Source organism: Yersinia sp. 1252 StPb PI (assembly GCF_048593885.1).
GTDB lineage: Bacteria > Pseudomonadota > Gammaproteobacteria > Enterobacterales > Enterobacteriaceae > Yersinia > Yersinia enterocolitica_E.
Map to the genome: position 1 here is coordinate 1 of NZ_JAZGQE010000139.1, position 12,862 is coordinate 12,862.

The following is a 12,862-nucleotide window of genomic DNA, read 5'->3' on the forward strand; positions in this document are numbered from 1 at the left end:
ATAAAAGAAACCGCCTAGATTCCATTTGTTAAAAACAAACACCCACTTGAGTAACAGAGAAACGACATAAATTCCTGCTACAGAATATTTATAGATTGAATCATTACCTACCATAGAGCCAAAAATGGTCAAGGCTCGCTCTTCACCGCCCCATAAGTAAGCGATAGCAGGAAAGCCACATCCGATGATAAATAAGTGTACAAATATCTTCGCGCTATCTTCACGTAACTGATTGTAGATAGTTGCAAAAAACTTAATCCCTTTACTTAATCCTGAAAATTCCATTTCAAATCAACTCTATTGTTTTTTGAGTTCCCGTCTCAAGCTAAGGCAGAAACATAAATTAGGAAGGACAGCCCGAACCGTGGTCACTATGCGGACACCATTAAAATAAAATCAATGTATTTCAACAAGTTAATGTAAATGGAAAGGCTGCTAATGCGGCCTTAGACTACTGACAATAAATAATGCCGCACTCGGCGGCATTGATATTGACTATTATCCCATCATTTAACCGCTTTACGGCGCAGTTGCTGCCACTGCCAGCCCCATAGCAACGCAATCGCCAGCGCGAAGAGCACACCGAAACCAACGCCAACCGCGACGACTGGCGCGCCCAGTTTTACTACCACCGAGTAGAGCCCCAGCATCAACAACATTGCGGTATTCTCACCCAGATTTTGCACTGCAATGGCATTCCCGGCGCCCACACTTTGTTTGCCGCGCTCTTGTAACAAGGCATTGAGCGGTACGACAAAGAAACCGCCTAAGATCCCGATAATAATCAACAGTAAATAGGCCATTGGCATACTGTGTTGCAGTGAGAATGCCGCCACCACCACACCAATTAATACCCCCGCCGGTAAACAGCGTTTTACTGTTTTAAGTGTCACGAAACGTGCCGCAGCACCCGCGCCAATCACAATCCCAATCGCCACCATGGCATTTAACAGCGTCGGGGTTGCGTTATCGGCAATCCCCAATGCTACCGGCACCCATAGCACCAGTAGGAAGCGCAACGTGACCCCTGCGCCCCAGAACAGGCTGGTCCCCGCCAGTGAGAAGCGAGTTTCGCCATCCCGCCACAGAATGCGGCATGCGGCAAAAAAACTGCCGGTCATGGCCCGTGGCCGCCATGAGCTGCCGGTTCGGGCAGCAGCCAGATGTGGGATAAATAGATTAGCCACCACCGCAATGGCATACACCAGCGCACAGACACTCAATGCCGCGATCAGATGCCAATCAGCCAGCACCCCACCGGCGACTGAACCGAGTAAAATAGCCGCAATGGTTGATGCCTCCATCATGCCGTTGGCTTTAACCAACTGCTCGCCGGAAGTGATTTCTCCCAAGATGCCATATTTAGCTGGTGAATAAGCCGCAGCCCCTACTCCAACCAGGCTGTAACCAAGAAATGGATTCAGACCAAAACAGATAACTAATGCACCCGCCAACTTCAGGCCATTCGCGACCATCATCACTCGCCCTTTGGCAAAGCTATCAGCCACTTGCCCGACAAACGGAGCCAGGATGATATAAGTGGCCACAAAGGCCATTTGCAAGATAGGCTGGCTCCAGTCGGGATATAACTGCTGCTTAATTAATGCCAAGGTGGCAAAAAGCAGTGCATTATCACCAAAAGCTGAGAAAAACTGAGCGCCAAGTACGGCGATCATTCCTCTGGAGAGCAAAGGCTTATCTGACAATGCTTGCTGACTCATTCGCTCATCTCCGCATCTGTGCCATTTTAGTTAACGTAACAAAGTCAGGTTTACCACTCCCCAGTAGGGGTAATGCTTTCACTACTCTGATATCACGTGGAACTGCCAGTTCTGGCACCCCACCCTCACGTGCGGCTTTAATCAGCCGTTCGCGGGTAATTTCACTGTCAGTGGTAAACAGCACCAGTGCTTCTCCTTTGGCGCTGTCGGTTTTAGCCGCTGCGGCATGTTGCCCCTCGGGCGAGATACGTAATGCCAGTTGTTCGACACTCTCCAGTGATACCATTTCACCGGCTAATTTGGCAAAACGCTTCACCCGCCCGCGAATGGCGCAGAACCCCCTCTCATCGAGGGTGACAATATCACCGGTATCGTACCAACCCTCCTCACGCTCACCCTGAGCATTCTCCGCCGCCGGTTGTTCCAACACCCCCGGATGCTCTACGCGCAGATAACCGCGCATAATATTGGGGCCGCGCAATTGCAAACGCCCACCTTGCTCGATTCCCGGCACAGTTATCAAGCGCGCCTCCATACCAGGAAGAATGCGCCCAACGGTATTCACTTTCGCTGCCATCGGCACGTTAATCGCCACTACCGGCGCACATTCGGTGACGCCATACCCTTCCAGAATACGAATGCCGAATTTGTCCTGCCAAATCTGTTTGGTGCTATCAGCCAGTTTTTCAGCCCCAGCCACCACATAACGCAACCGAGCAAAATCATAAGGATGAGCAAAGCGAGCATAGTTGCCCAAGAAAGTTGACGTGCCAAACAGCACGGTGCAGTTACGGTCATACACCAATTCTGGTACCACCCGATAATGCAGCGGGCTGGGGTAAAGGAATACTCGGCTACCGGTCATCAGCGGAGTGAATAACCCCACCGTCAGGCCGAAAGCATGGAACAGCGGCAGCGAAGACATAAAGCGATCACGCGGGGTGAAATCGGCAATGGTGCGGATCTGCTCAACGTTAGCCAATATACTTGCGTGAGAATGTACCACGCCTTTTGGGTTCCCCTCCGAGCCGGAAGTGAACAAAATCAGTGCGCTATCATCCGCCTGTTGTGGCAACATCGCCCGGCGCGGACAGCATAAATGGAATAAAATCCACAATTTGTCTGCCAGCGTAACCGTATCTTTTAAATCTTCCAGATAGACCCAATTTGCCTCAGTAACCTGTTCAGGCAAATGTGTCAGTTTGCCTTTTTCCAAAAACTGGCGCGAGGTGACGATGGTTTTCAACGACGCCGCAGTAATTGCACTCTTCAACCCTTTGGCACCCGAAGTGTAATTAAGCATTGCCGGAATACGGCCACGCAGAGAAGCACCAAAGATCGCCGCCGCAGTAATCGTCGCATTCGGTAATAACATCCCAACATGCTCGCCCTGCGCGGTGAAGCGTTGCAGGATACGGCTGACACCGAGGATTTTCTTCAGTAGCGTTTGATAACTGTCTTCTTTAAATGAAACATCCTCAATACAGGGTTTAAAACGCCCATAACGAGTTTGTGCCGATAACAACGCTTCAAACAGCGTTTCCCGTGGCACGATAGCCATACGCGCGGCCATCATAATGGCGTGTAAGTGTTCACCCGCCAACACCCGACGGTCACGGGCACGCGGCGCTTGCGGCATGGGTAACGTGGTCGCAGGCAAAACATGAATGCTGATTTTTGGGAACCAGCGGAGTTTGAGCACATCACCCAAACGCCCAAAATGGGTAAATTCTGGCCCTTCCAAACGGATTGGGACGACCGTAGCGCCTGATTTGGCGGCAATAAATGCAGCACCATCATAGATTTTCATCAATGAGCCAGTTACGGTAATACGCCCTTCAGGGAACACCACGACTGGCCTGCCTTGTTCTACCATCCTGACCAAATGTTTGATAGCCATTGGCTTGGTAGGGTCCAGTGCGACAAAATCGATATAAGGTTTTAGCCAGCGCATATACCAGCTCTCAGAAACACTGGTATAGACCGCAAAAACCGGCTTGATCGGCAGAAATAATGCGAGCAAAGCCCCATCAAGGAAAGAGACATGATTCGGCGTAATTATCAGTTTTTGATGGGTAAACTGATCCGTCACACCATCAATGGTGACACGAAATAATCGACGAAAAAGAGCACGCAATAAGCGATAACCCATGTTTATTTCCCTATAAGACAATGAATATGAAAAAGAGAGAATACTATAATAGTGGCTAAAATATTGCTAACAGGAGGCTGATAATCACAGCAGCAGGAAGAAATAAAAAAAAACCTACGCATCTGCGTAGGTTGGTGCAAATAAAAAACTGGCTTTTAACACACAGCGTATGTTGATTACTCACCAATTAATACCTCTGGGATGAATACTGTATCCGTTTCAGTGAAGCCACAGCCAGCAAGCAATCGCAACATTTACGTGCAAAGTGTAACCAGTAGTGAACATTGTCAGAAAGACGAAATAGGTTTGTAATTCATTGAGGTGCATTGCCAAAATAATGGGTGCTGCCGCTATCCCACCGGCAACACCCTAAGCCTCGCTAAGATAAAATTAGTATCGCGCCACCTCAACCAGACAACTCATTGCATTCGGGCCTTGAGTTAAACGCGAGGTACCAATGTCTAGCGTCAGAACGTTGGGGTTACCTGATTGTTCAACTTTATGTTGCTTGCCGCCGAAACCGGGATCAAACCAGGCCCCTGTTGCCATTAACACTACCCCTTGAGTGACACCATCAGTAATGCGCACTCCCGCCAGACAATGACCCCGTAAGTTGCTGACCTGAACCTGACTGCCCTCAGTAATGTCACGTTTGGCTGCATCTTGTGGGTGCATATACAACGTTTCACGGCCGGCGGTTTTATTCCCTTGCGCCAATGGCGCCGGATCAAGTTGGCTATGCAGACGATCCTCGGGTTGAATAGAGATCAGATGCAGCGGCCACTGCTCAGCCTGTGGTGCCCCTAACCACTCAACCGGTGGTTGCCACTCGGCATGAGGCGCAAAATCCTCATAGTGATAGCTGGCGATTTTCTCACTGAACAGCTCAATTTTGCCACTTGGCGTTTGCAGCGGATTAGTCTGTGGGTTTTCGCGAAAAGCATCAAAGAACACGAACTCCTTTGGCGGAGCAGGTAAATCAACATGGCCCCGTTGCCAAAAAGATTCAAAATCAGGCCATTCCACCCCGTGTGGCTGTTGTGCCACTCCGCACTCCTGGTAGATATGCCGAATCCAGGCCATTTCATCTCTATTTTCGGTAAATTCACTGCGATAACCCAGTCGTTCGGCCAAATCAGCAAAAATATCAAAATCGTTACGGGCCTGATGTTGTGGCGCAATCGCCTGATGCATCGCCAATACATAGCGATCGCGTGACGAGCCACCGATATCATTACGTTCCAGCGAACTGGTCACTGGCAGCACGATATCGGCCATTTTAGCCGCAGGTGTCCACCAGATATCCTGCACAATCACGGTGTCCGGCTTTTGCCACCCCTCCACCAGCCGGTTCAATTGCTGATGATGGTGGAATGGATTGCCGCCAGCCCAATGCACTAAATGAATATCGGGATAGGTATGGGTTTCCCCTTGGAACTGATACGGCTGCCCCGGTTGCAGCAACATGTCACAAATGCGGGCCACTGGAATAGCCAACCCAGATGGATTTTTACCCACCGGCATACTTGGCCCCGGCGTGTCTATCCGCGGGTTACCCACACCGTTCATCGATCCATGACCAAATGAGAAGCCACCGCCGGGCAGCCCCACTTGCCCCAGCATGGCTGATAAGGCAATCATCATCCAGTAAGGTTGCTCACCACGGTGTGCGCGCTGTACTGAATAGGAGCAGGTCATAAAACTGCGAACACCGATAAGTTGCTGGGCTAACTGGGTAATTCTTGGTGCGGGAATACCGGTAATCTCGCTGGCCCACTCAGGTGTTTTAGCAATACCGTCATTCACCCCACGAATGTAATCAGCTAATTGCTCATAGCCCACACAATGAGTAGCCAGGAAAGCCCCATCCTGCCCGTCAACACGTTGGATTTCATAAGCCAGCGCCAGCATCAGTGCTACATCTGTATTGGGACGAATCGGTATCCATTCGGCATTCACAAATGCCGGGCAATCATCCCGCATCGGGCTGATGTTAATCACTGGCGTGCCTTTTTGTGCCAGTTTTTCCAACCAGGGTTTTAATGAATGTTCCGCCGACCCGCCGGAAGAGACCTGAGCGTTTTTCAGTGCCAACCCGCCGAACGCAATAAACAGTTCACAATGCTCAACCACACTCGGCCATGATGTCACCCTGCCGGTCAACGGGCTAAAAGTACCAATCACATAAGGCAGAAAAAACTGTGCCGAGCCCCAACTGTAGTTGCCCAGTTGATCAACCCCGCCGCCGCCGCTGAAATAGAAACGCCGGACTAATGAACGCGCGTGATGTAAACGCCCGGCAGAAGACCAACCATAGGAGCCGGTAAATATCCCTGACGGGCCATAACGGTCCCTGACCCGGCGATTCTCTTGCGCCACTAAATCCAGCGCGACCTCCCACTCCACCTCAACAAAGTCTTCCCGACCACGCAAAGTTCGATCACTTTTCTCTCGCTGCTGTAACCACGATCGGCGTATCGCCGGTTTGCGAATACGTTTATCGGAATAAACCATGGGTGTAATGGATTCCAACAACCGAGAAGGGTTGGGATCATTGGCAAATGGCTCGCAACGGATCAGTTTGCCATCTTCAACAACAGCGGTAAAAGCGCCCCAGTGGGCAAGCTGGGGGTAACGGATGATGGACATGGCTATCTCAGGCAATTAAATAGATCATAAAAATAACATTCAGCGGGCAGTAAGACCAAAGCACAATTTCGACTAAACATAATCGTTTTGTACTAACCGTTTCATTTAATGCGCTGGGTTAACCAAGGCAGGTCAAATCGAAACCTGTGGCTTGCGAAAACCACAGGTAATCGTGCTAATTGCTGTTTCTGTGATTTTTTCTCACCAAGTTGCGATCTTCCCCCCTTGCGGGCAACACCGTTTTCCGCAAAACTGAGTGATGTAAGCGATTACCCTGAAAATCTCTGGAAGAAAAATGGCCACTATTAAGGATGTTGCCAAGCTGGCGGGTGTTTCCGTCGCGACGGTATCTCGTGTTATCAATAATTCTCCCAAGGCCAGTGAGACATCACGTATGGCGGTCTGTAACGCCATGGAACAACTGCAATATCACCCGAACGCCAATGCGCGGGCGCTGGCCCAGCAATCAACTGAAACGGTAGGCATGATTGTTTCTGATGTGTCAGATCCATTCTTTGGATCGATGGTCAAAGCTGTCGAACAAGTGGCCTATGCCACCGGAAATTTCTTGCTGATTGGTAACGGTTACCATGACGAAGAGAAAGAGCGTCAGGCCATCGAACAACTGATTCGCCATCGTTGTGCCGCCCTGGTGGTTCATGCCAAAAAACTGTCCGATGAAGAATTGACATCATTAATGGAACAGATCCCCGGTATGGTGTTGATTAACCGCACATTACCGGGTTTCGAAACCCGCTGTGTCGCATTAGATGACCGTTATGGTGCCTGGTTGGCAACCCGCCATCTGATTCAGCAAGGGCATAAACGCATCGCTATTATTTGCTCTAATCACCAAATTTCCGATGCCATTGATCGCCTACAAGGCTATTTGGACGCACTAAAAGAGTTTGAGATTCCGGTTGATGACCGCTTAATATCCTACGGTACACCAGATGAGATTGGCGGCGAACAGGCCATGACCGACCTGCTCGGCCGTGGTAGACACTTTACGGCAGTTACCTGTTATAACGACTCCATGGCTGCTGGCGCATTGTCTGTTCTCAGCGACAACAGCATCGAAGTGCCGCAAGAGATCTCACTGATTGGTTTTGATGATGTATTAATTTCTCGTTATCTGCGCCCCCGGCTGACCACCATCCGCTACCCGGTCGTTGCGATGGCGACACAGGCCGCAGAATTGGCGCTGGCGCTGGCCAACCATACCCCGTTGCCAGAAATCACCAATATGTTCAGCCCAACGCTGGTCCGCCGCCATTCTGTCGCCAGCCCGCAAACGCCCGCAGATGACGAGAACTGTCGATAACAAAGAGCTGCAACCCGCCTGCGCTATGCTAAACTGCCGCGATATTCGGCAGTTATGCCACAAAAATCGCCCACTACGCCGCACCCAACGAGAGTGCCACGCCCGGCTGTTATGGTGTTATGACACGGGCCGACTGGGGCAATAGCTACCCAGCCAAGAGGTTTACGATTGATGATTACCATGTTGGATGTCTCTTTGCGCGCCGGTGTTTCCAAGGCCACTGTCTCCCGGGTATTAAACGGCACCGGGCAGGTGAAGGAAAGCACCCGTGAGGCGGTGTTTAAGGCGATGGACGAACTGGGTTACCGCCCTAATTTTCTAGCACAATCACTGGCCAACAGAAGCTCCAACAGCATCGGGTTAGTGGTTTCGAACTTTGAAGGCCCCTACTTTGGCCGTTTACTCCAGCAGGCTGCGAAACTGATTGAAGCCAGTGGTAAGCATTTGATCGTGACAGATGGCCACGATACGCCACAAGGCGAACAGCAGGCAGTTCAGTTACTGGCTGACCGTTGCTGTGATGCCATTATTCTTTACACTCGCTCAATGTCTGAAGCTGATTTAATGCAATTGCTTGCCAACGTAGCCGCCCCCTTGATGGTTATTAATCGTGATTTACCCCTGGCCCGTGAGCGCTGTGTGTTCTTCGAACAGCAACAAGCTGCATTTAATGCGGTTAATTATCTGATACAGCAAGGGCATCGTGATATTGCCTATATTACCGGGCCAATCACCACCTCCACGGCCCAATCCCGCCTTGCCGGTTATCAGCAAGCGCTGGAGGCGCACGGAATCGCGCTGAATGAAGATCTGATTATCCATGGCGATAGTGGCGTACCTGACGGTTATCAAGGATGTCAGGCGCTATTGGCACGCGATATTAGCTTCAGCGCGCTGTTTATCTACAATGATGATATGACTATCGGGGCGATGAAAGCCCTTAATCAGGCGGGGAAAAAGCTACCACAAGATGTTTCGTTATTTGGTTTTGATGACGAACCTACCGCACCTTACCTGCAACCGGCACTCTCAACTGTGTATCTGCCGATTGATGCGATGATTGAAGCCGCCATTACTCAGGCGTTGAAGCTGATTGCGGGCAAACCGGTGCTACCGCTGCCCCCCTTCATCGGTGAGTTAAAATTACGTGATTCGGTGGTACCAGGGCCCTATTACCGCTGAGGACGTTTGTATCAAATGCAAATAGGATCAAATGCAGGTAACCGATAGCCTTGAGTTATGTCTCTGGCTATCGGTTGAGGACTTTTTTGTATAAGCTAATTCAACCTATCCTTTTGATAACAAAGTCGTTAAATCTGCTCTAATGCAATAAGTTCTTCAATGGTTTGCCGACGGCGAATTAAGCGCGGCTGCCCCTGTTCGAACAGCACTTCCGGCAATAATGGGCGGCTGTTGTAGTTCGAAGACATCGACGCACCATAAGCCCCGGTATCGTGGAATACCAAATAATCACCAATTTTAGCGGCGGGCAATGCGCGGGTTTCCAATCCACCACCCGCTTCCTGAGTGAATACATCACCTGACTCGCACAGCGGACCGCCAACTACCGTATCAATCAACGGTGCCGATGTGAGGTCGCGCCCATCAGCAGGCAGCAACGAAATATGGTGATAACTGCCATACATTGCTGGCCGCATCAAATCGTTAAATCCGGCATCCACCAACACATAGTGGCGACGGCCCATATCTTTAACAGCCCGCACCTGCGCCACCAGAACACCTGACTCGGCCACCAGAAAGCGGCCTGGCTCAATTTCCAGGCTAACCGGATGGCCGAGATGGGCGGCAATTTGCTCTCTGGCTTTATTCCATAAGCCATAATAGTGTTCGGTATCAATCTCATCATCACCAAATTGATAAGGGATCGATAACCCACCACCGGCAGAGATAGCGCTGATATCCTGCCCCAGTGCAATCACCTGCTGAACCATGGCATCACAAACTTGCTCCAGATGTTGATAATCAACACCAGAACCAATGTGCATATGAACACCCACCAGCGTTAAACCATATTTTTTAACTTTCTCAATAGCTTGTGGTAAATCTTGATGCCAGATGCCGTGTTTGCTGTTCTCACCGCCAGTATTGGTTTTTTGGCTATGACCATGACCAAAACCCGGATTTATCCGCAACCAAACGGGGTGCCCTGGGGCATGTTGCCCCAGTTGATCCAGCATATCGATTGAACCGGCATTGACCGGAATGTTTAATTCAGTCACCCGTAATAACGTGGCCTGATCCAGCAGATCTGCGGTAAATACGATCTCAGCCGGTTCCTGCCCCGGCTGGAAGCCAGCATGTATCGCACGTTCTATCTCACCCAACGAGACTGAATCGACTTTGACACCCTGCTCACGCATCAAACCGAGAATATGAATATTCGAACAGGCTTTCTGGGCAAAACGAATAACATCAAAATTTCGTAATTGGTTGATTCTTTGAGCAATTATCTCACCATCATACGCCCACACCGGGCAGCCAAATTGCTCAGGCAGAGCCAGCAGATTGTGGGCAGTCAGTGCCGAAGTGGTGTCATAAAGTGTGCGCGGCATAGGTTTTTCCTAATAATTGTTCATCAATATGTTGGGCGAAAAAAATGATTTCGCTGATACCTCATTATTAGCAACTGAATACCTGTTAGGAAAATATCTATTTACCGTGAGTCTATTCATTTATGATATGGCTTACAGTAAACCGTCGCCACTTCAGGAGTGTTGTGATGCCCACCATTTCCCTACGACAAATCGAGATTTTTCATGGTGTCATGACCACCGGTAACCTGACTGAAGCCGCCTTATTACTCCAGACATCCCAACCCACCGTTAGCCGTGAACTGGCCCGCTTTGAGCAATTAGTCCAATTAACACTCTTCGAGCGTGTACGTGGCCGCCTCTATCCCACAGTACAAGGCTTGCGGCTATTTGAAGAGGTACAACGCTCTTATTACGGTCTTGATCGCATCCGACAAGCTGCTGAGGGTATTCGTCAATTCCAACAGGCGCAGCTTTCTATTGCCTGCCTACCGGTCTTTTCTCAATCGCTGCTACCCGCTGTGTGCAAACCCTTTATTGACCGCTACCCGGAAGTCAGTCTGAGCATCATCCCGCAGGAATCGCCGCTACTGGAAGAGTGGCTTTCAGCTCAGCGTCATGACCTTGGTCTGACAGAAAACACCCAGACTCCTGCCGGTACGTTGCGCCATCCCCTGATGACCGTGAATGAGATTTGCGTATTGCCCAGTGACCATCCGTTGCGGGATAAATCACTACTGACACCACAAGACTTCCAGGGTGAAAACTTTATCAGCTTGTCCGTTACCGACAGCTATCGCCAATTATTGGATAAACTATTTATTGAACAAGGCATTAGCCGAAGGTTAGTGCTGGAAACTCACAGTGCTGCATCGGTCTGCGCCATGGTACGGGAAGGGGTGGGGGTATCGATTGTCAATCCACTCACGGCATTAGACTATATTAGCAAAGGGGGCGCTGAAGGCGTGTGCGTGCGGCCATTCAGCATCGAAATCCCCTTTACTATCAGTTTGATACAACCGAAACATCGCCCATCATCTACTTTGGTAGATACGTTTATCGAGCATTTAAAGCAGCAGGCCATCACTTTCCAGCAGCGCCTAACCCAAGTGATTACCCAACAATATTAAGTTTTCGCAACGGGCCTAAACAGCTTTCACCTTACCGGCACGCGCCCGGGAGAAGGTAAACAGGCACAGTAGCAGCCCCATCACCGCCAGTGCCGCGGCGGCAAAGGGCACGGCGGTTAAACCTAACCCACGAGCAATCACCACACCACCAACCCATGCCCCTAAAGCATTGCCGACATTAAAGGCGGCAATATTCAGGGTCGACACCAGATTAGGTGCTTTTTTACCATAGGTAACCACATTGATTTGTAGTGCAGGTACTGCTGAGAAAGCTGCCGCTGACCATAGAAACAGTGTCACTTCTGCTGCCAATAATGAATAGCTGGTCCAACTGAACAAGGCAGAAAACAGAGCGATTAACAGGAAAGTCATCGTCAGACTGACGGAAAGGTGCCAATCGGCCAGCCGCCCCCCGACAATATTGCCCAATGTCAGACCAACCCCCATCAGCAACAATGTCCAACTGACACCATGTTCTGAAACCTGCGTCACTTCTGTCAGAATGGGGGCGATGTAAGTAAAGAGAGCAAACATAGCGGCGGCAAAAAAGACCGTCATCAATAAAGATAGCCAGATTCCCCCTCCACGCAGTGCAGCTATCTCTTTACGCAGTTCGGTCGGGGCCTCTTCCTGAGAGGAAGGCAATTTACTGTAAAGGGCGGCCAGTGAGAATAAACCGATGACTGAAACCACCCAGAATGTTGAGCGCCAACCGAAAACCTGCCCCAGCGCGGTCCCTAGGGGCACGCCCAGCACATTGGCCAGCGTCAGGCCAGTAAACATCAGTGCCACCGCCGAAGCTCGTCGATTCGGCGCCACCAGATTGGCGGCAACCACGGCACCAATCCCAAAGAAAGCACCATGACACAGCGCCGTAATCACTCTGGCCAGCATCAGGAAATCATAGTTGTATGCCAGAGCACACATCAGGTTACCGATAATAAAGATCACCATTAATAGTAATAATGTCTTTTTACGTGGCAACTTTGCGGTCAGTACTGCCATGATAGGTGCGCCAATTGCCACTCCCAGCGCATAACCACTGATTAACCAACCGGCAGTTGGAATCGAGATATGTAAGTCACCCGCCACCTGAGGCAGCAGCCCCATAATGACAAATTCGGTGGTACCAATAGCAAAAGCACTCAGTGCCAATGCCAGCAGCGCAACAGGCATAATACCAGCTCCCAGTCAGACAATATCAGCCCGCCGTATATTGCGGGCAGAACAAATTGTTGCCGATAATGGTTAATTAACCGGCACCCTGTAGTGAGTCACAGAAGAGGCGAAACCGTGAGCATCGCCGAAAACGCAGTAATAACCTTATAAATTAT

General features: G+C 50.2%; 9 protein-coding genes. 3 read left to right on the plus strand and 6 right to left on the minus strand.

Annotated features, from left to right (window positions below; genetic code table 11):
- The 4 genes from V2A85_RS17400 to V2A85_RS17415 all read right to left on the minus strand — a co-directional run.
- Positions 1–285: hypothetical protein (locus tag V2A85_RS17400; RefSeq protein ID WP_420071953.1), on the minus strand; the 285-nt coding region annotated here is incomplete at its 3' end.
- Positions 286–506: 221 nt separating this feature from the next.
- On the minus strand, positions 507–1,721 hold the full coding sequence (lplT, locus tag V2A85_RS17405) for a lysophospholipid transporter LplT (RefSeq protein ID WP_420071954.1): 1,215 nt from the start codon (positions 1,719–1,721) through the stop codon (positions 507–509).
- A 4-nt stretch (positions 1,722–1,725) separates the two neighbouring features.
- Complete coding sequence (gene aas / locus V2A85_RS17410; protein WP_420071955.1) at positions 1,726–3,873, minus strand: bifunctional acyl-ACP--phospholipid O-acyltransferase/long-chain-fatty-acid--ACP ligase; 2,148 nt, start codon at positions 3,871–3,873, stop codon at positions 1,726–1,728.
- A 390-nt stretch (positions 3,874–4,263) separates the two neighbouring features.
- Complete coding sequence (locus V2A85_RS17415; protein ID WP_420071956.1) at positions 4,264–6,522, minus strand: molybdopterin guanine dinucleotide-containing S/N-oxide reductase; 2,259 nt, start codon at positions 6,520–6,522, stop codon at positions 4,264–4,266.
- Between the two features lie 295 nt (positions 6,523–6,817).
- On the opposite strand from V2A85_RS17415, the gene galR reads away from it, so the two are divergent.
- Both galR and V2A85_RS17425 read left to right on the plus strand, forming a co-directional pair.
- Complete coding sequence (gene galR / locus V2A85_RS17420) at positions 6,818–7,846, plus strand: HTH-type transcriptional regulator GalR (RefSeq protein ID WP_420071957.1); 1,029 nt, start codon at positions 6,818–6,820, stop codon at positions 7,844–7,846.
- A 171-nt stretch (positions 7,847–8,017) separates the two neighbouring features.
- The gene (locus V2A85_RS17425; RefSeq protein WP_420071958.1) at positions 8,018–9,028 is read left to right on the plus strand and encodes a LacI family DNA-binding transcriptional regulator; all 1,011 of its coding nucleotides are present in this window, start codon (positions 8,018–8,020) and stop codon (positions 9,026–9,028) included.
- A gap of 128 nt (positions 9,029–9,156) precedes the next feature.
- Here the strand turns inward: V2A85_RS17425 and lysA are convergent, their stop codons facing one another.
- Positions 9,157–10,419, minus strand: a complete 1,263-nt coding sequence (gene lysA, locus V2A85_RS17430; RefSeq protein ID WP_420071959.1) for a diaminopimelate decarboxylase — start codon at positions 10,417–10,419, stop codon at positions 9,157–9,159.
- A 167-nt stretch (positions 10,420–10,586) separates the two neighbouring features.
- Here lysA and V2A85_RS17435 point away from each other — a divergent pair, with 167 nt between their 5' ends.
- Complete coding sequence (locus tag V2A85_RS17435; RefSeq protein ID WP_420071960.1) at positions 10,587–11,528, plus strand: LysR family transcriptional regulator; 942 nt, start codon at positions 10,587–10,589, stop codon at positions 11,526–11,528.
- A 15-nt stretch (positions 11,529–11,543) separates the two neighbouring features.
- On the opposite strand, the gene V2A85_RS17440 is transcribed toward V2A85_RS17435, so the two are convergent.
- Positions 11,544–12,704, minus strand: a complete 1,161-nt coding sequence (locus V2A85_RS17440) for an MFS transporter (RefSeq protein WP_420071961.1) — start codon at positions 12,702–12,704, stop codon at positions 11,544–11,546.
- Positions 12,705–12,862: the final 158 nt, after the last annotated feature.

Excerpts from the sequence above, each read along its gene's own strand:
- lplT (WP_420071954.1), bottom strand. The coding sequence starts at position 1,721 with ATGAGTCAGCAAGCATTGTCAGATAAGCCTTTGCTCTCCAGAGGAATG.
- V2A85_RS17415 (WP_420071956.1), bottom strand. The coding sequence starts at position 6,522 with ATGTCCATCATCCGTTACCCCCAGCTTGCCCACTGGGGCGCTTTTACC.
- lysA (WP_420071959.1), bottom strand. The coding sequence starts at position 10,419 with ATGCCGCGCACACTTTATGACACCACTTCGGCACTGACTGCCCACAAT.
- V2A85_RS17425 (WP_420071958.1), top strand. The coding sequence starts at position 8,018 with ATGATTACCATGTTGGATGTCTCTTTGCGCGCCGGTGTTTCCAAGGCC.
- aas (WP_420071955.1), bottom strand. The coding sequence starts at position 3,873 with ATGGGTTATCGCTTATTGCGTGCTCTTTTTCGTCGATTATTTCGTGTC.
- V2A85_RS17435 (WP_420071960.1), top strand. The coding sequence starts at position 10,587 with ATGCCCACCATTTCCCTACGACAAATCGAGATTTTTCATGGTGTCATG.
- galR (WP_420071957.1), top strand. The coding sequence starts at position 6,818 with ATGGCCACTATTAAGGATGTTGCCAAGCTGGCGGGTGTTTCCGTCGCG.
- V2A85_RS17440 (WP_420071961.1), bottom strand. The coding sequence starts at position 12,704 with ATGCCTGTTGCGCTGCTGGCATTGGCACTGAGTGCTTTTGCTATTGGT.